Here is an 18202-nt window from a genome sequence, read left to right as displayed (position 1 = left end):
CAGCATGAAAAAAGTAGGCCCATTCCGTTCGATTCATTTTAAGTTTGTCATCATTTATGTATTATTGATTCTCGTCGCCATGCAAATCATCGGCGTGTACTTCGTTCGCAAGCTGGAAACGGAGCTTGTGCAGAACTTTAAAAACTCATTAAACGAACGGGTGACCTTGCTCGCCTATAACGTCGAGCAGGCGATGAATCGGGAGCGCGATGAAAAAAGCCCGACATTGGAAGAAGACATCCGTTCGCTTCTTCATGATTTCGTTTCCCAAGACATTTCCGAAGTGCGCGTCATCGATGAGAAAGGGAAAGTGTTGGCAACGTCCAATCCGTATACGCAAAATATCGTCGGGAAGCGGACGACGGAAATTTACGTAAAACGTTCACTTGTTACGGGTGAAATGGTTGACCAGATGCTGCTCGATTCGAAAACAGGCCATCGCATGTACATTTCGTCGACTCCGATTAAAACGAGCGGCGAAATCAAAGGTGTCATTTACGTCATCGCCTCGATGGAAAACGTCTTTTCGCAAATGCGGCAAATCAATATGATTTTGGCGACCGGGACGGGGATCGCTCTCGCCATTACCGCCGTGCTCGGCATTTTTTTGTCGCGCACGATCACCCGGCCGATTTCCGATATGCGCCGGCAAGCGCTGGCGATGACGAGGGGAGATTTCTCCCGCAAGGTGAAAGTGTACGGCTATGATGAAATCGGCCAATTGGCGATGACGTTCAACAATTTGACGAAAAAATTGCAGGAAGCGCAGGCGACGACGGAAGGGGAACGGCGCAAGCTCGAGTCCGTCTTGACGCATATGACCGATGGCGTCATTGCGACCGACCGTCGCGGGCGCGTCATTCTCATTAACGATGCAGCGTTAAACATTTTGAATGTTTCACGTGAAACAGTGCTGTCGAGTTCGATCGTCGACGTGCTTGGCATTGCCGACCAGTATACGTTTGAAACGCTGCTTGAGGAGCGTGATTCGCTCATTTTAGATTTCAGCACGGATGAGGAACTGTATATTTTGCGCGCGTCGTTGTCGGTGATTCAAAAAGAGGGCGGATTTGTCAATGGGTTGATCGTCGTTTTGCACGATATTACCGAACAGGAAAAAATCGACCGCGAGCGGCGGCAGTTTGTCGCCAACGTGTCACATGAATTGCGCACGCCGCTCACCACGATGAAAAGCTACTTAGAAGCGCTCGCTGACGGCGCTTGGCAAGATAAAGACATCGCGCCGAGGTTCATTCAAGTCGTGCAAAATGAAACGGAACGGATGATTCGGCTCGTCAACGACTTGCTCCATCTGTCCAAGCTCGACAGCAAAGACTACAAGCTGAAGAAAACGTGGATCAATTTTTCGGCCTATTTCCATAAAGTCATTGACCGATTTGAGTTGACGAAAAGCGACAACATCCGGTTCGTTCGCAAAATTCCGCGCGAGGCGATTTTTATTGAAGTTGATGAAGATAAAATTACGCAAGTGTTAGATAACATTATTTCGAACGCTTTGAAATACTCTCCGCAAGGCGGGACGATTACGTTTCGCGTCCGCAAACTTGCTGATGAAATTATCGTCAGCGTCAGCGACGAAGGAGTCGGCATTCCGAAAGCCGACTTGGCAAAAATTTTCGAACGGTTTTACCGGGTCGACAAGGCGCGATCGCGCAAATTGGGCGGTACGGGGCTTGGGCTGGCCATTGCCAAAGAAGTCGTCGTTGCCCATGGCGGGACGATTTGGGCAGAAAGCAAGGAGCATAAAGGAACGACGATTTATTTTACGCTGCCGCTAGAACGCGAGCAAAAGGATGACTGGTGCGATGTATGAAACGATCAAAACCATCGTGTTGACGTTGCTTGTGCTCATCAGCATTACCTTAACGTTTGCCTTATGGACATATCATCCGAAATACGACGTGCTGCAAAACGACGAATACATTCAACACGTCTCCGTGAGCAATACGCAAGTGGATACAGCGATGGTCGTGCAGCCAAAGCAGATTCTCATTCATAAAAACGGCGTCCCCTATGCTGTGACGAAAGACGAAGAGAAAAATGAAGTGCTGAAAGAAATGAGAAAATGGACGCTTGACGATTTCGAAGATGTTTCGTCTTCTGTTCCACAAGGGAAGTTTTTATCGTTTTTAAACGGCAAAGAGCGGCTCGAGATCATTTACCCCGATGAGGTGCCGATCGACATATACCGATTGATTTTCACGATCGATGACAGGGGGCTCGACGGATTGGCGTTTGACCGCCTGCTCGTCCCGCTCGGCGGGAAGGACGAGTTCCCCATCTACTTCATCGCGACCGACAAGCACAAAATTTACAAGGCGATTGCCAGCGATGCCTCCTTGTCGGCGATCGGCCGGCTGGCGAAAGAAGCGAGCCATTTTCCGCGTTATTTCGCTTATCCGGTCAGCGAAACGAAGCAGTTGTATTTGCCGGAAAAAGAAGTGGTGCTCAGCAGTCTGCAATATTATACCGACGAGCTGGACGCAGACAAGTTTAAAGAAGCGCTCTTTAGCGATCCAAGCTTTGTCAAAAAAGATTTGATTCCGTTTGGCGAAGAATATACAGACGGTTCGCGGCTGATGGACGTCGATTTTCTTCAACGGATGCTGCTGTATGTGAATCCAGCGGCGCGCGTCTCGAATATGGGACAAACGGAGCAAGAAACCCATATCATCCAAAAAAGCATTGATTTCGTCAATGAGCATGGCGGTTGGACGGATCTGTACCATTTCGCCCGCTGGAGCGAGGAGGATCGAAAAGTCACGTTCCGGCTTGTCGTCAACGGCTATCCAGTCTTTAATGAATACGGCATGTCAGAAATCGTGGAGACGTGGGGAGCGTCCGATTTGATGAAATATCAGCGCCCGCTCTTCCGCCTTGAAATCGCGGATCGCAACCGCACATCAAAAACGCTGCCGTCCGGCCATGAGATCGTCAACTGGTTCGAACAGACGAAAGGCGTTCGCAAATCACTCATCAAAGATATCGCCATCGGCTATGAGCTCATCAAAGATCCGGAGCGGGAAAAAGTCATCCGCCTTGAACCGGCATGGTTCTACTTGTACGGACAAACGTGGAAAAAGGTGAACATGGGCGATGAGGCGGGAGGAGGGGGAACAAATGGACTGGAGTAAAACGAAGACGATTTTTATTATCGTGTTCCTCATCCTCGACTGCTTTTTAGGCTATCAGTTTATGGAAAAACGAAACAGCAGCCAGCTCGATGTCATTTTGGAAACGACGATTGAAGAGCAGCTTGAGGCGAACGGCATTACGTACGTCGAGTTGCCGAAAGAAGTGACGAAAGCGGCGTATGTCAGCGGCAAAAGCCGCTCATTCACCATGGCGGATGTAAAAAAGCTGCCCGGGCAAAAAGTGAAAATCGAAGGAGAAACGAAAGTCAAAGGGACGTTCATTGATCCGGTTGCGCTGCCGATTGACGATCCATACCAGCTGCGTGAGTTTTTGCAGCGCTACATCATCGGTGGTGGGCAATATGCCTTTTGGTCGTTTGATGAAAAACAAGGAATCTTGACCTGCTACCAAGTGTATGACGGCAAGATGATTTACGGCAATGAAAACAGCAAGCTCGTCATCCATGTCAACGGGAGACGGGAAGCGTTGTCGTATGAACAGACGATGCTCAGCGAATTGGAAAAGTACGAGCGGAAGCAAGATATCGTCCCGGCGATTAAAGCCATTGAGACGTTGTACCGAAAAGGGCATTTGCAGCCGGGCGACCGCGTCACGAAAGTGGAGCTTGGCTATTACGGGCTTGTTCAATTTACTGCATCCCAAGTGTTGACTCCAACTTGGCATATCGTTGTCAATCGGAAGGAAGACTATTTCGTCAATGCGTTTGAAGGGCAAGTGATCAATGATCAAGGAAATGTGCTGGAGTGAAAGAACATGACGATGCGATTTAGTGTGCTGGCCAGCGGCAGCACCGGCAACGCCTTTTACATTGAGACAGATCGCCAGCGCCTGCTTGTTGACGCCGGTTTGAGCGGCAAGCAGCTTGAGGAGCTGTTTGTTGAAATCGGCCGCCATCCGAAACAGCTTGATGCGTTGCTTGTCACCCATGAACATAGTGACCATATTAAAGGGCTTGGCGTCCTCGCCCGCAAATACCGGCTGCCGGTGTATGCGAATGAAAAAACGTGGCGGGCGATGGAACAAGCGGTCGGCGACATTCCGGCCGAGCAAAAATTTGTCTTTCCACTCGGCGCGGTAAGGACGTTCGGCGATGTCGACGTCGAATCGTTCGGCGTCTCCCATGACGCCGCCGAGCCGATGTTTTACGTTTTCCACTATGAAGGGAAAAAGCTTGTGTTGCTCACTGATACCGGCTATGTGAGTGAGCGGATGAAAAAGACGATTGAAAATGCGGATGTGTTCGTGTTTGAAAGCAATCACGACGTTGGCATGTTGCGGATGGGGAAGTACCCATGGAACGTCAAGCGCCGCATTTTAAGCGATGTCGGCCATATTTCGAATGAGGAAGCGGGTTTGGCGCTTGCTGACGTGATCGGCGACCGGACAAAGCAAATTTATTTGGCCCATTTGAGCCAAGATAACAATATGAAAGAGCTGGCGCGCATGACCGTGGCGCAAGTGTTGGAACAGAAAGGCTTGACGGTCGGCGCCCGCTTTCATTTGTACGATACCGATCCGCGTCGGGCGACGGCGCTGGCGTATGTATAAAGCCCGTTTTGCCGAAACTGAGGGAAACGCATTTGTTGGATTTTTTCTCCTGTTCATGATTATAATGAGGGATGGAGACGAATGCGGAAAGGATGGTGAGCATGGGATATTACGACGACCATTATGAGCCGTACGAACAAACGAGGAGGAAGCGGCGCAGCGGATCGTTTGTTTCTGCGCTTGTCGGCGCCGTGCTAGGAGGACTGCTCGTCCTCATGTCCATTCCGGCGCTTTCCCGTTGGGATATCCTCCCGTATGATGCTGTGCCGCCGCAAGGCGCAGAGGAAGAGCCGGAGGGAGGAAACGGAGCTCCGCCGATTCGGCAGAACGTTTCCGTTGATGTGACGACGGCGGTGACGAAGGCGATTGACCAAGTGTCGGATGCGGTTGTCGGCGTTGTCAACATTCAAGAAGCCAGCTTCTGGTCGCAAGGAGGCGAGGCTGGCGTCGGATCGGGCGTCATTTACAAGAAAGCGGGAGACCGGGCGTTTATCGTCACGAACCATCATGTTGTTGAAAACGCCAGTCAGCTCGAAGTGAGCCTCAAAGATGGGACGAGAGTGCCGGCAAAGCTGCTTGGCAGCGATGTGCTTATGGATTTAGCTGTCTTGGAAATTGATGCGAAGCATGTGAAAAAAGTCGCCCAGTTCGGCAACTCCGATACGGTGAAGCCAGGCGAGCCGGTCATTGCCATCGGCAACCCGCTCGGCTTGCAGTTTGCCGGCTCGGTGACGCAAGGCATTATTTCCGGAACGAACCGGACGGTCGAAGTCGATTTGGACCAAGACGGCGCTCCAGACTGGAACGCAGAAGTGTTGCAGACAGATGCGGCGATCAATCCGGGCAACAGCGGCGGCGCTCTTGTCAATATCAAAGGGCAAGTCATCGGCATCAACTCGATGAAAATCGCCCAAGAGGCGGTCGAAGGCATCGGGTTCGCTATCCCGATCAACACGGCCATTCCGATCATTTCGGACTTGGAAAAATACGGACAAGTGCGCCGTCCGTATATGGGCGTTGAACTTCGATCGCTAAGCGACATCCCATCGTACCATTTGCAGGCGACGCTCCATTTGCCGCCGAACGTAACGGAAGGAGCGGCGGTCATTCAAGTCGTGCCGATGTCGCCGGCCGCACAGGCGGGCTTAAAGCAGTTTGATGTCATCGTCGCGCTTGACGGTGAAAAAATCCGCAACGTGCTTGATTTGCGCAAGTATTTGTATACGAAAAAATCGATCGGAGACCAGATGGAAGTCACGTTTTATCGTGATGGGAAAAAACGCACGGTCACGATGAAGCTGGCGCGCGAGTCGTATTAAACGAAAACGGACGGAGGGAGCGGAAACGCTCCTTCTTTTTTCCACAAGGAAAGGAGTGAGAATGATGATATTCACATGTGAAGAACATGTCGACATCGCCATTGATCAATATGTAGATGAAACGGAACAGGCGCCGGATCTCCTGCCTGTGGACAACAGCGAAAAACAGTGCCATTTTTGCTCGAAACAAGCTGTATATCTCGTAGGAGGATAACAGTTTTTTCACAACATGTGGATATGTGTTGTGTATATGTGGATAAATTCTGTTGATAAGCTGTTTATAAGGCAGGGGTTGTTTGTGCATATTTCCATTGTCGCTGTGGGTAAATTGAAGGAAAAATATTTAATCGCTGGAATTAATGAATATACAAAGCGTCTGTCCGCGTACGCCAAAATCGACATCATCGAAGTCGCTGATGAAAAAACGCCGGAGCGGGCGAGCGAACTTGAGGAGGAACAAATCAAAGAGCGCGAAGGAGAACGGCTGCTGGCGAAAATTCCGCATGACGCCCACGTCATCGTGCTCGCGATTGAAGGGAAGATGAAATCGTCCGAGCAATTCGCCGCCCGTCTCGATGAGCTCGCCACCTACGGCAAAAGCAAAGTGGTGTTCGTCATCGGCGGCTCGCTCGGCTTAAGCAAACAAGTGATGGCGCGCGCCGACGAGACGTTGTCGTTTTCGAAAATGACGTTTCCACACCAGCTGATGCGCCTCATTTTGCTCGAGCAAATTTACCGCGCATTTCGGATTAACCGCGGCGAACCGTATCATAAATAAAGGTCGATCAACGCCAAATCCGAGAACGCCTTTACCAGCTAGCTTCGGCGTCAACGAATTTCCCGCTGCCTGCTTGCGGTTATGCGATCTCTGTGCCATTGTAGAGGCGGCGCCTTTTCATACGGGCTTGGAATCAACCGGGAGGGAAAAGGGGCCACCTCCTCACGCAACTCCCCCGCATTGGGCTGATACTTTATTTTTGCCGCTTTCTTTCGAACGGAGCAATAAATGGTCGGCATAAATGTACGCTTTTTCAATCGACATCGTTCCTTCTGCTTGACAAAAGTAAAGGCCAAAGGACGACGTATAGGCAATGGGACGTTTCGCCGCCATGTAATCGACCAACACAGTGCTATGGCGCACTGTTTCCCGCATTTGTTCGACAAGCTGGACGCTTTCTTCAAACGTGCGATGGCGCAAAAACATCGTAAATTCTTCGCCGCCGCTGCGGAACAAAAAATCGCCCTCTTTGAGAAACTGTTTCAATGTCGAGGCAAAATGGCGGATCACCTCGTCGCCGACGGCATGGTTGTACGTGTCGTTAATCGCTTTAAAATTGTCGATATCGGCGACGACGACGCCAATCCATTCGCCTGTTCCGTTTAACTTGGTGATCGTTTTGTCCATGTAGGCGCGGTTATGGACGCCGGTCAGAAAGTCGGTGTATGCCATTTTTTCAAACTGATCGCGCTCTAGTTTATGCTGGATGCTTTGCGACTTGGAAAAGAACGAGCGGCTGACGAAGTAATTAAGCAAAAATAAGCTCAAGAGCATATCCCACCGCTGTTCTTGCAAAAAGAGAAATAACAGGCCGTTTGTCAGCGCCGTTTTTCCCATGTCCATCCAGCTTCTCGTCTTAATAAAATCCAGCGCCTCGCGCTGCGTCCGAATGTCGCCGGTCATATAAAAAATGACGATGAGGCAGCAATCAGTCAAAAATGAAACGATGACGACGAGCAGAAACAGAAGCAGCCAAAAGCCGATAAGCGGAACAGACTGAAACAGCGGACCAAGGAGATTGTATAAGGCAAACGCTAGTGAATTGAACATCACAAAAGAGCCGATGTTGTACAATGTGTGCAGCCATTCATCCGGTTCCGCTGTTTTCAAATATTTTTTTGCCATATGTTCAGTCAAGCGAAACAATGTTTCAAAGATAAACAGCCCGAGCGGGCCGGCAAATAAGGCGAACGATAAGCTATAGTTAATGCCGTAATCAACGGGAATATTGTTTTTCGTTTTGTCGATGACGCGCAAGTGTGAATACAAGCTAGAAAACAGCCAATAAAACAGCAAAGCGATGACATAGGTGCGATCGAAGGAAGGCGGTTCTGACACAAAAACAACAACAATGGATGCGGAAAAAACAGTAAAAATGATCGGTCGTGCTCGGAGTAACATCTCGGCTCTCTCTCCTATAAATCTGACCTCTGACAACTTCGGCGTTGGCGAAGTGATGCCAAAAAAGAGGATGGCCACTCCATGCCAGTGGCTTTCAGCAAAAATACGGGTTATAGCAGGCGATGGCGGATGGTGAATTTGGAAACCGCCATTTTTTTATAGAATCAATATGTTCCCAATTGGAACAAACGAACATATGGTTACATCTATTATAGTACTATATACACAATTGTGAAAATAGTGAAAATAGACGAAATGGCGTTGTTTTTCGCCTTTTTTCCACAAAATTTGACACATATTGAGTGAAAGCTGGCTCAAATCGATGCCGATTCTTTAGTGAACAATACAGCTGGATCGCGCTTGTTTCGCTGAATGAAAAGGGAAGCATATAAAGCATGGGTGGTTCTTCCAGTACAGCTAGCGCGATTGCGGCGTTGTCGGCGACGGAAAGGCCGGAAATATCATATCGCCGAATCCGAATACGATTGCGGCGGCCGAGGTGTTTGGCGCTTCTCTTTTCCCGCTCATGACGGCTACGGGCAGCCATGGCTTGCTCGTTGCATAGTATGTTGGCCGACTTGTTTGCGCACAAAGGAAGTAGCGCTTCGGTTGGCGAACAACATTATAGTTGGAGGGTGCTGTCATCGTTTATGCCAAGGCGGCCGTTCCCGATGACTTTTGGTTGCCAGTGTTTGGATGGAGACAAAAGAGGAGGGAAAAAGAATGAAAATTGTCATTGCCCCTGATTCATTTAAAGAAAGCCTTTCTGCGCTCGAAGTCGCCGAGGCGGTCGAGCGCGGGTTCCGCACGGTGTTTCCGGAGGCGGAATACGTTAAGGTGCCGATGGCCGACGGCGGGGAAGGGACGGTGCGGTCGCTCGTTGATGCGACCGGCGGCCGCATCGTCGAAACGGAAGTGACCGGGCCGCTCGGCGAGCCGGTGCGGGCGTTTTTTGGCTTGCTTGGCGATGGGAAGACGGCGGTGATTGAAATGGCCGCCGCCTCGGGATTGCACCTTGTCCCGCGCGACCGGCGCAACCCGTTGGTGACGACGACGCGAGGGACAGGGGAGTTGATCCTTGCAGCGCTGGATGCCGGCGCCACCCACCTCATCATCGGCATCGGCGGCAGCGCGACGAACGACGGTGGGGCCGGCATGGTGCAGGCGCTCGGGGGGCGGCTTTTGGACGAAGACGGCCGCGACATCGGTCCGGGCGGCGGCGCGCTGGCCGATTTGCATGCGATTGACCTTTCCGGTCTCGACCCGCGTCTTGGGGGAGTCCGCATTGACGTGGCGTGCGACGTCGACAACCCGCTCACTGGGCCGAACGGAGCGTCCGCCATTTTCGGTCCGCAAAAGGGAGCGACGCCGGACATGGTCGCGGTCCTCGACCAGAATTTAGCGCATTACGCTGATGTCATCCGCCGCGAGCTCGGTAAACAAGTCGGCGACATTCCCGGCGCTGGCGCGGCCGGCGGTTTGGGGGCAGGGCTGCTCGCGTTTCTCCCGGCCGAGCTGAAGCGCGGCGTGGAGATTGTGATCGAGACGGTTCAGCTCGCGGAGCGCGTCAAAGACGCTGACTTGGTCATCACCGGCGAAGGGCGGATCGATGGACAGACGGTGTTCGGCAAAACGCCGATCGGCGTCGCCAAGACAGCGAAACGGTTCGGCGTCCCGGTCATCGGCATCGCCGGGTCGTTGGGCGACGACAGCGCCGTCGTGTTGGATCATGGCATCGACGCGCTGTTTACGATCGTTCCAGGCGTTGTGTCACTGGAAAAAGCGTTGGAGCAGGCGGAACATTATGTGACACAAACGGCGCGGCATATTGCCTCTGTGTATCGTCTCGGTCAAATGAAAAGGACATCTTCCTCCTAAGCGGGGAAGATTTTTTTACAAGTATAATGACAGAAAAATATAAATATTTTATAATAAAATTTGTATTTATAGAAAAGAAAGGGGATGAATGGATGGAGAAATGGGTGGAGACGGTCAGTAATCTTGTTTGGAGCCCGGCGTTGATCATCCTTTGCATTGTCGTTGGCTTGTTTTTTTCGCTATCAACCCGTTTTTTGCAGCTTCGGCATTTTGCAGAGATGATCAGACAAATGTTCCGCGGCAAAAGTTCAGACGAAGGAATTTCGTCATTCCAGGCGCTTTCATTGGCGCTCTCCGGCCGGGTCGGCACGGGGAACATCGCTGGGGTGGCTACGGCGATCGCCTACGGCGGTCCAGGTGCGGTGTTTTGGATGTGGCTCATTGCCTTCGTCGGAGCCGGTTCGGCGTTCGTTGAAGCGGCGTTGGCTCAGGTGTACAAGACGAAACAAGACGGTCAGTTTCGCGGCGGACCTGCCTATTATATTGAAAAAGGGTTGAAATGGAAATGGTATGCCGTGCTGTTTGCCGTCGTCACGGTACTGGCGACCGGCGTCCTTCTTCCGGGCGTTCAGGCCAACAGTATTGCTGAGGGGATGAAAAATGCCTTTTCTATTCATCCGGCGATAACAGGGATCGGGATTGTCGTTTTGCTAGGTATCATCATTTTAGGCGGTGTAAAGCGCATCGCCCGGGCAGCGGAATTCATCGTGCCGTTTATGGCCATCGGCTATATTTTAATGGCAGTCATTATCGTTGTGGTGAATATTGAGAAACTGCCGGAAGTGCTCGGTCTTATTTTCCGCAGCGCGTTTGGCGCCGATGCTGCGTTCGGCGGCATTTTAGGGGCGGCCATCTCGTGGGGGGTCAAGCGCGGCATTTACTCGAACGAGGCGGGACAAGGGACGGCGCCGCATGCAGCGGCTGCGGCCGAAGTGTCGCACCCAGCGAAGCAAGGCCTCGTTCAGGCGTTTTCGGTTTATATTGACACATGGTTTGTCTGCTCGGCGACGGCCTTTATGATTTTAATGACCGGCATGTACAACGTCACACCGGAAGGAAAAGCGCCGATCGTGCAAACGCTTGGCGATGTCAAGCCTGGGCCGATTTACACGCAAAAGGCGGTGGAAACCGTCTTCCCGGATCTCGGTGCACCGTTTGTCGCAGTTGCATTGTTCTTCTTTGCATTTACAACCATTATGGCCTACTACTATATGGCGGAGACGAACATCGCGTACTTAGGACGGCTGCTGAAATGGAAAAACGTCCGAGCGTTCCAGTTTGCGTTGAAGATCGTCATGCTAGGCGTTGTCTTTTACGGTTCAGTAAAAACGGCTGAACTCGCTTGGATGCTCGGCGACATCGGCGTCGGCAGCATGGCGTGGTTGAACTTGATCGCGATCTTGCTGTTGGCCAAACCGGCGCTCAAGGTGTTAAAAGACTATGAACAGCAGAAAAAAGAAGGGAGAGACCCGGTGTTTGACCCGGCGAAGCTCGGCATTGAAGGGGCCGATTTTTGGGAGTATGACTACAAAGCGCGAGAAACAAAGGCAGCAAGCGGAAAATAAACGAAGAAGGCCTGTTCGCCCATCCGTCTTAGAGGCTGGTGAAAAAAACAGTTATTTCTCCTAATCGACAGTTCTCGAGTGAAGAGAAAGACAGACTTTATGGGGTTTCTCTATTTGAGAAATTCCATTGTTGAGCCATATTTTCTGTTCAATCAACATCTTTCTTGGGCGGGCAATAGAAAAAAGGTGTCCCAAAGGCAAGAGGACACCTTTTTTGTATGTTGCAACCCATTGGTTGAGGCAGTCAGTCGTTTATTTGCCTGCCCGCGGCCATGAGGCGATCGCCTCAAGCATCCCGCGAATCGTGAACTTGCCGAATCGGTGCGGCAAAATAAAGTGGTCGCCTTGGCGGATCGCGTATGTCCGCTCATTATGAACGAGCTCACCCTCGCCTTGGAGGATGCTGACGATGAGAAACGGTTTCGTCTGCTCCCACTCAGCGGCGCCGCGGACATCCCATTTTTGGACGCCGAAATAGTCGCCTTCCACGAAGGTTGTTACTGTCGCGCCAGGAATTTCGGAGACATGGGGGCGGACATCCGTGTCGCGGTGCGGGACGGTCGTGACGTCAATCGCTTTCTCGAGATGAAGCTCGCGCTTCCGCCCTTGGCTGTCGACGCGGTCGTAATCGTAGACGCGGTAGGTCGTATCCGAGCTTTGCTGCGTCTCAAGGACGAGCGTCCCTTCGCAAAGGGCGTGGATGGTGCCGCTCGGGACATAGAAGAAGTCACCGGGGCGGATCGGCACTTTCCGCAGCAAACGATCCCATTCCCCCGCCTCCATCATGGCGCGCAGCTGCTCTTTCGTTTCTGCATGATGGCCGTAAATCAACTGGGCGCCCGGCTTGCAATCGATGATGTACCAGCACTCCGTTTTGCCGAGCTCTCCGCCTTCATGCGTTTTCGCGTATTCATCGTCCGGGTGGACTTGGACTGACAAATCAGCATTGGCGTCTAAAATTTTCGTCAACAGCGGAAAGCGGTCAGATGGAAAATGGCCGAATAAGTCGCGGCGTTCCTCCCATAATTGCCCGAGCGTCATCCCGGCAAACGGTCCGCGGGCGACGACCGTCTGCCCGTGTGGATGGGCGGACACCGCCCAGCATTCCCCTGTTTGCGAAGACGGAATGTCATAGCCGAATCGTTCGGCCAGCTTCGTGCCGCCCCAAATGCGCTCTTGAAAGACAGGGGTGAGAAAAATCGGTTCAAGGTCCATGCCTCATCCCTCCCGAAAACATCATGCGACATGCAGTCCACTCTAATTTTCATCTTATCACGAAATGCGCCATCGGCAAATGAAAACGATAAGAGGGTTGGGAACATATATTCCCAACCCCCGTTGGAACTCAAGGTCGGCATGCCAACCGCGACGATGTTCCTCACGCGTCACCGTCCTGCGTCAGCGCGTCACTTCGCGTCATCAAGTTCAATGCGCGCGAGCGGCCGTGTCGCCGGTCCTTCGATAACATCGCCATCGATCGAGAAGCGCGAGCCATGGCATGGGCAGTCCCATGTCCGGTCGCCGCTGTTCCATTCCAGTTCGCAGCCCATATGGGTGCACGTCGTATCGACGACATGGAGCGTCCCGGACTCGTCCTTATAGGCGCCGGCCCGTTTCCCGTTGACCGAGACGACCGCCCCTTCGCCGCGCGCCAAATCTTGCGGCCGCCGGCCGGCCGGTTCGATTTTCCCGGACAATAAATGTTTGGCGACATCGAGGTTTGTCGCGAAAAACTGTTTAATGCTCGGGTCGGCGTAAAAGCGAGACGGGGAGTACAAGTCGCGGTATCGGTTGTCGCGGCCGAGGATGAGGTCAGATAAAAGCATCCCGGCGACCGTCCCGTTCGTCATCCCCCACTTCCGGTACCCTGTCGCGACATACATGTTTGGCGCCCCTGCCGTCATCGGACCGATGTATGGCACTTTGTCCAGCGTCGTCAAATCTTGGGCCGACCAACGGTAACGGATGTCATTCACCGTAAACAGCTGCGAAGCGAACGAGGACAGCGCCTCGTAATGACGCATCGTCGGCACGCCTTGGCCGGTTTTATGATTTTCGCCGCCGATCAAGATGAGCGTCTCGCCGCCTGCCGCTGCGGAGCGAACCGAGCGCTTCGGTTCGTCGGCACTTAAATACATGCCGCCCGGGTACGGTTCAGCGATCGTCACTCCCAATACGTACGACCGTTCGGCGTACATGCGCGAAAAGTAAAACCCGCCGTCGTAAAACGGAAAGTGGGAACAGACGGCGACATGGTCGCACTCGACCCGTTTTTTGTCGCGTGTTGTGACCGCTAACCGTCTTCCTTGCTCGATGTCCGCCGCCGGCGTGTGCTCGTAAATGGCGCCGCCGGCCTGCGTGATGGCGTCAACGAGCTTGACCAAATATTTGAGCGGGTGGAACTGCGCCTGCCGCTTCATCACGACCGCTGCCGCCACCGGCAGCGGGAGCGGGATTGACTCAACGAAGGCGCCGTCAATGCCGAGCCGTTCATACGCTTCCCACTCTTTCACTAGTTTTTGGAAAGAGGAGGAAGACGTCGTATAAATGTAGGCATCTTGCTCGCAAAAATCGCAGTCGATCTGTTGCTCTTCGATCGTGCGGCGGATAAAATGGAGCGCGTCCATGCAGGCGTCATAATAGAGCCTCGCCTTTTCTGCGCCAAAATGATTGAGAAACTCATCGTAAACGAGATCGTGTTGGGCGGTGATTTTCGCTGTCGTATGGCCGGTCGTGCCGTTAAGGAGCCGATCGGCTTCCAGAAGGGCGACGCGCGCCCCTTGCGTCGCCAGCAAATAAGCGGTTGTAATGCCGGAAATGCCGCCGCCGATGACCGCGACGTCGACGGAAATGTCCGCATCGAGCTTCGGAAACGACCGAAGTGAAACGGAATCACGCCAGTACGGTTCCACGATGGGAGGAAGGGACGACATCACTACACCTCCTTGGCTGTCAATGTTGTCTTCTGTAGTTTTCCTTTTGTCAGGCGAACTATTCCACATATCCACAACGGTTTTCTTTTTTGGCAACCGTCCGCAAGAAGAGTGAAAGATGATACAATAGAAAAAAAGAGGACAAAACTGTTTTGCAAAAATAATGTCAAAGGAAGATCAGGAGTGAATAAATATACAAATTCGTTTCATGAACGCGCCAACGCGATGGCAGACAGCTTAATTTTGGAGCATTACAGCTTGAGCGAGCTCAATTTTGAGACCGTCAGCCATTACCGCGAGCGGTTCGCTCGAGTGAAGCCGGACCATCCGTGGAACGGACTCGAGACAAAAGAATTTTTATACAAAATCGGCGCGTGGGGCAAGCTGCGCGACAGCAGCAAAGAAGGGCTGACGCTCGCGGGATTGTTGATGTTCAGTGAGGAGCGGATCATCACCGAGGTGCTGCCGCAATACTTTTTGGAATATCGAGAGCATGCTGACGGTGAAGCGGCAGGATGGACGAAGCGGTTCACATCGCAAGACGGCACATGGTCGGGCAACATTTACGATTTTTATTTTCGCGTGTTGGCTGAGCTGGAGCGTCACGTTTGGTCGGATGAAGGGCGCGCTCTGCTTGGCGAGGCGCTCGTCAATGCGCTCGTTCATGCCGATTATGGGGAGGAAGGCGGCATCACCGTCGAAAAAGAGGACGGCTCGTTTTGCTTTGCCAACCCGGGACGGTTCCGCATTCCGATTGAAGCGGCAATGGCGGGGCATACGAGCAATTTGCGCAACCCGAATATCTTTAAAATGTTTTTGTTGATCGATGTATGCAAACGCGCGGGATCGGGCCTCAAGCGAATGCACGATATGCAGGGACAGGCGCTTGCTTGCCCGATCGATATCTCGCAGCAAACGAATCCAGACCGTACAATCGTTGTGTTGTGCCCATTGCGATTTCCAGCTGAGACTAGCGAGACAATCGAAACAGAACTGGATGAACGGCTGCAACAGACGGAACTTGAATGGAAGGATTCGGACAACCGACAGGAAACCGAGAGCTTCGTAACTAACGAACTAAGCTTCGTAAATATAGACGCCAACTCCGTTAACAACGAAGAAAACTCCGTAAATATAGCCAAAAACTCCGTAAACAACGGGTCGGACTCCATAAAAAATGAGTCTGACTCCGTAAATAGAACGTCGAACTTTATAAATAAAGAGCTGAGGTTCGTAAATAGCTTGCATAGCTCCGTAAACAACGACACCAGTATGCATGACAGTAACGAAAAAGGGGAAACGATCGACGAACGGCTATGGAAGATGGCAGAATTAGCACGGCGAAAAAAACGGTTGGCTCCAGCGGTCATGGAACAATTGATCGTTCGGTTATGCCGCGAGCGGCCGCTGCGCCTGAAAGAGCTGGCCGAGCTGCTCGAACGGACGCCGGATGGATTGCGCAACAATTATTTAGGAAAGCTGTTGGAGGAAGGGAAAATCCGCTTAAAATACCCGGATCAGCCAAATCATCCGCGCCAAGCCTACATAGCGGTTGATGAATGAAAGGATTGGAGGGGGAAAGCGGGGCCATGATCCAAACGGAAATACACCGATCGAAAGGATGGCGTCTGCGATCGCACATTTCCTGCTTTTTGTTTTATAAAGAGGGTGTCCCGCAAGGATTGGGACACCCTCTCTTTTGATCGGACTTGTCATCCAGCTTGCTTTTCTTCGGCTTGGCCATGCTGGCGACGATGCATTCCTTTGGCGAAGTATACTGCCGTCAAAAGCAGCAGCCAGGCCGGGCCGATGATCAAGGCGATGCGCGTATCCGGGAAATACGCCATTAGGGCGGCAACGCCGATCAAAAAGGCAAGCGACACGTATGAGCTGTACGGATGAAGCGGAAGTTTGAACGTGAGACGTTGTGCTTGTTCCGCGCTCAACTGTTTGCGGAATTTCAGCTGGGACAGCAAAATTACCGCCCACGTCCAAATGGCGCCGAATGTGGCGATGCTTGTCACCCATTGGAACACTTTTTCCGATACGTAGTTCAAATATACGCCGACAAGCATGACAAGCGCAGTGGCGATCAAGGCGGCGCCCGGAATGCCGCGTTTCGTCAGCCGGCCGAATGCGCTCGGCGCTTCTTGCTGTTCAGCAAGGTTAAACAGCATCCGGCTGGTGCTGAAAATGCCGCTGTTGCACGACGACAAGGCGGCGGTCAAGACGACAAAGTTGATGATGACTGCATAGCCGAGCAAAATCGCCGGCCCGGCCATTTCAATCGCGGACGCCGAACCGAGGAATAAGCCGACGCCGATCGCTGCACCGAGCGACATGAGCGAGATGTGCCGTTCTTCCAATCCCCGATGCAATTGCGGCTGTTTTTGCTCCATTGTTTCTCCTCCTTCATCCAATAATAAAGAATATTTTTTGAAAAAGGATTTTTAAAGCGCTTACATCATAATACTAATCGATATAAAACCGGTTTGTAAATGATCAATATTTTCAAATACTATATATAGAATAATATGAATAGTATTTAAAAATATAGGAATTGCCTCGGTATAATGCTATTCTGTACAATGGGAAACGCGAGATACGCAGGCAGAGGGTGATGATGTATGGAAGAACGGGAAGCGAAAGCGTTTCTTGAACAGCTGCAGCACGAAGGACTGCTCACCGAATCGACGCGTCCGGTTTGGGAAATGATTTTGCCGAGGCGGTTGAAGCGGATGTATGAGGTTTTGAACGAGCGCACCCGCTATATTACCGTCTTGATCGAAGCGGTCGATGACCCACACAACCAAGCAGCGGTGCTGCGGACGGCCGAGGCATTTGGCGTTCAAGACGTTCATATTGTGACTGGAAAGGCGCCGTTTTCGCCGAACCGGCTTGTGACGCGCTATGCCGATCAGTGGCTGACGCTCCGCCATAAGCCAGATATCAAAACGGCCATTGCCGACTTGAAACAGCAAGGGTATCAAGTGTATGCAAGCTATCTCGGCGAGGGGACGATTCCGCTTTCCGACATCGATCTGTCCCGACCGACGGCGTTGTTGTTTGGCAACGAGCATAGCGGCGTGTCGGAAGAGGCGCTCCGCTTGGCGGACGGAACGTTTGTCATTCCGATGTACGGCTTTGTGCAAAGCTTTAACATTTCCGTCGCCGCGGCGTTGGCGCTCTATGATGTCACCGAGCGGGCGCGCCGCCAGGCAGGGGAGCGCTACTATTTATCGTCCGGGGAGAAAAAGGTGTTGTATGAACAGTGGATGTGGCAAACGTTAAATCCACGAATCCGCAAACAATTGGAACAACAAGGATATACAATACAAAACAACGGAGGACAGCCGGGCTCCTTTCAATAAGGAATCCGGCTGTTTTTGTTATGGCGTATTTTTCCGCAACTCCCCTTCCTCATCAATATTTCCCTAATCGAGGAAAACAAGTGGCGATTTGTTGAACAATGATTGAACAGTTTGTGACAAATGTTTTGCCGATTTATGAACTTTTTCGCTCGTTCGTTTCAAACATTTTCAATTTTGATATGGTAGAGACAGAAGAAAATGCATGGAAGGCCCCAAAATGGCTGGGGCGGAA

General features: G+C 51.9%; 14 protein-coding genes and 1 pseudogene. 11 read left to right on the top strand and 4 right to left on the bottom strand.

The annotated features are described in order from the left end of the window. The first annotated feature begins 4 nt into the window (after nucleotides 1-4). The 7 genes from walK to rlmH all read left to right on the top strand — a co-directional run bounded on the left by walK (nucleotide 5) and on the right by rlmH (nucleotide 6822). The gene (gene walK, locus BRO54_RS01660; protein ID WP_074042926.1) at nucleotides 5-1834 is read left to right on the top strand and encodes a cell wall metabolism sensor histidine kinase WalK; all 1830 of its coding nucleotides are present in this window, start codon (nucleotides 5-7) and stop codon (nucleotides 1832-1834) included. Next, nucleotides 1827-3155 (top strand): YycH family regulatory protein, encoded by a 1329-nt coding sequence (locus BRO54_RS01655; RefSeq protein WP_074042925.1) that lies wholly within the window; start codon nucleotides 1827-1829, stop codon nucleotides 3153-3155. Before walK ends, BRO54_RS01655 begins: the two co-directional genes overlap by 8 nt. Further along, nucleotides 3142-3924, top strand: coding sequence for a two-component system regulatory protein YycI (locus BRO54_RS01650; protein WP_074042924.1), 783 nt, complete (start codon nucleotides 3142-3144; stop codon nucleotides 3922-3924). Before BRO54_RS01655 ends, BRO54_RS01650 begins: the two co-directional genes overlap by 14 nt. A gap of 6 nt (nucleotides 3925-3930) precedes the next feature. Beyond that, nucleotides 3931-4725 carry an MBL fold metallo-hydrolase gene (locus BRO54_RS01645; protein WP_074042923.1) on the top strand — a complete coding sequence of 265 codons (795 nt, stop codon included), beginning with the start codon at nucleotides 3931-3933 and terminating at the stop codon, nucleotides 4723-4725. A gap of 101 nt (nucleotides 4726-4826) precedes the next feature. Continuing rightward, nucleotides 4827-6044, top strand: a complete 1218-nt coding sequence (locus BRO54_RS01640) for a S1C family serine protease (protein WP_074042922.1) — start codon at nucleotides 4827-4829, stop codon at nucleotides 6042-6044. Nucleotides 6045-6105: 61 nt separating this feature from the next. Further along, complete coding sequence (locus BRO54_RS01635; protein ID WP_079935826.1) at nucleotides 6106-6258, top strand: CxxH/CxxC protein; 153 nt, start codon at nucleotides 6106-6108, stop codon at nucleotides 6256-6258. An 84-nt stretch (nucleotides 6259-6342) separates the two neighbouring features. After that, a complete protein-coding gene (rlmH, locus tag BRO54_RS01630) occupies nucleotides 6343-6822 on the top strand; it encodes a 23S rRNA (pseudouridine(1915)-N(3))-methyltransferase RlmH (protein WP_074042920.1) in 480 nt (159 codons plus the stop codon). A gap of 162 nt (nucleotides 6823-6984) precedes the next feature. Here the strand turns inward: rlmH and BRO54_RS01625 are convergent, their stop codons facing one another. Next, on the bottom strand, nucleotides 6985-8223 hold the full coding sequence (locus BRO54_RS01625) for a GGDEF domain-containing protein (protein ID WP_074042919.1): 1239 nt from the start codon (nucleotides 8221-8223) through the stop codon (nucleotides 6985-6987). A gap of 723 nt (nucleotides 8224-8946) precedes the next feature. Here BRO54_RS01625 and BRO54_RS01620 point away from each other — a divergent pair. Next, nucleotides 8947-10101, top strand: a complete 1155-nt coding sequence (locus tag BRO54_RS01620; protein WP_074042918.1) for a glycerate kinase — start codon at nucleotides 8947-8949, stop codon at nucleotides 10099-10101. A 92-nt stretch (nucleotides 10102-10193) separates the two neighbouring features. Further along, nucleotides 10194-11666, top strand: coding sequence for an alanine/glycine:cation symporter family protein (locus BRO54_RS01615; protein WP_044743002.1), 1473 nt, complete (start codon nucleotides 10194-10196; stop codon nucleotides 11664-11666). Between the two features lie 252 nt (nucleotides 11667-11918). Here the strand turns inward: BRO54_RS01615 and manA are convergent, their stop codons facing one another. Next, complete coding sequence (manA, locus tag BRO54_RS01610; RefSeq protein ID WP_047819169.1) at nucleotides 11919-12881, bottom strand: mannose-6-phosphate isomerase, class I; 963 nt, start codon at nucleotides 12879-12881, stop codon at nucleotides 11919-11921. A gap of 191 nt (nucleotides 12882-13072) precedes the next feature. Then, on the bottom strand, nucleotides 13073-14599 hold the full coding sequence (locus BRO54_RS01605) for an FAD-dependent oxidoreductase (protein WP_047819168.1): 1527 nt from the start codon (nucleotides 14597-14599) through the stop codon (nucleotides 13073-13075). A 183-nt stretch (nucleotides 14600-14782) separates the two neighbouring features. On the opposite strand from BRO54_RS01605, the gene BRO54_RS01600 reads away from it, so the two are divergent. Then, a complete protein-coding gene (locus tag BRO54_RS01600) occupies nucleotides 14783-16162 on the top strand; it encodes a putative DNA binding domain-containing protein (protein ID WP_044743005.1) in 1380 nt (459 codons plus the stop codon). A 149-nt stretch (nucleotides 16163-16311) separates the two neighbouring features. Here BRO54_RS01600 and BRO54_RS01595 read toward each other — a convergent pair. Next, nucleotides 16312-16851: pseudogene (locus BRO54_RS01595) on the bottom strand (amino acid permease); the annotation flags it as partial. A 375-nt stretch (nucleotides 16852-17226) separates the two neighbouring features. On the opposite strand from BRO54_RS01595, the gene BRO54_RS01590 reads away from it, so the two are divergent. Next, complete coding sequence (locus tag BRO54_RS01590) at nucleotides 17227-17970, top strand: TrmH family RNA methyltransferase (protein ID WP_044743007.1); 744 nt, start codon at nucleotides 17227-17229, stop codon at nucleotides 17968-17970. Nucleotides 17971-18202 lie beyond the last annotated feature (232 nt).

The sequence above is a fragment of the Geobacillus proteiniphilus genome, assembly GCF_001908025.1.
Lineage (GTDB): Bacteria > Bacillota > Bacilli > Bacillales > Anoxybacillaceae > Geobacillus > Geobacillus proteiniphilus.
This window is presented reverse-complemented; position numbering and strand designations above follow the sequence as displayed.

Bases quoted from the DNA above. Each gene is read 5' to 3' on its own strand.
- BRO54_RS01615 (WP_044743002.1), top strand. From the start codon at position 10,194: ATGGAGAAATGGGTGGAGACGGTCAGTAATCTTGTTTGGAGCCCGGCG.
- manA (WP_047819169.1), bottom strand. From the start codon at position 12,881: ATGGACCTTGAACCGATTTTTCTCACCCCTGTCTTTCAAGAGCGCATT.
- BRO54_RS01620 (WP_074042918.1), top strand. From the start codon at position 8,947: ATGAAAATTGTCATTGCCCCTGATTCATTTAAAGAAAGCCTTTCTGCG.
- BRO54_RS01625 (WP_074042919.1), bottom strand. From the start codon at position 8,223: ATGTTACTCCGAGCACGACCGATCATTTTTACTGTTTTTTCCGCATCC.
- BRO54_RS01605 (WP_047819168.1), bottom strand. From the start codon at position 14,599: ATGTCGTCCCTTCCTCCCATCGTGGAACCGTACTGGCGTGATTCCGTT.
- BRO54_RS01640 (WP_074042922.1), top strand. From the start codon at position 4,827: ATGGGATATTACGACGACCATTATGAGCCGTACGAACAAACGAGGAGG.
- walK (WP_074042926.1), top strand. From the start codon at position 5: ATGAAAAAAGTAGGCCCATTCCGTTCGATTCATTTTAAGTTTGTCATC.
- BRO54_RS01635 (WP_079935826.1), top strand. From the start codon at position 6,106: ATGATGATATTCACATGTGAAGAACATGTCGACATCGCCATTGATCAA.
- BRO54_RS01645 (WP_074042923.1), top strand. From the start codon at position 3,931: ATGACGATGCGATTTAGTGTGCTGGCCAGCGGCAGCACCGGCAACGCC.
- BRO54_RS01655 (WP_074042925.1), top strand. From the start codon at position 1,827: ATGTATGAAACGATCAAAACCATCGTGTTGACGTTGCTTGTGCTCATC.
- BRO54_RS01650 (WP_074042924.1), top strand. From the start codon at position 3,142: ATGGACTGGAGTAAAACGAAGACGATTTTTATTATCGTGTTCCTCATC.
- BRO54_RS01590 (WP_044743007.1), top strand. From the start codon at position 17,227: ATGGAAGAACGGGAAGCGAAAGCGTTTCTTGAACAGCTGCAGCACGAA.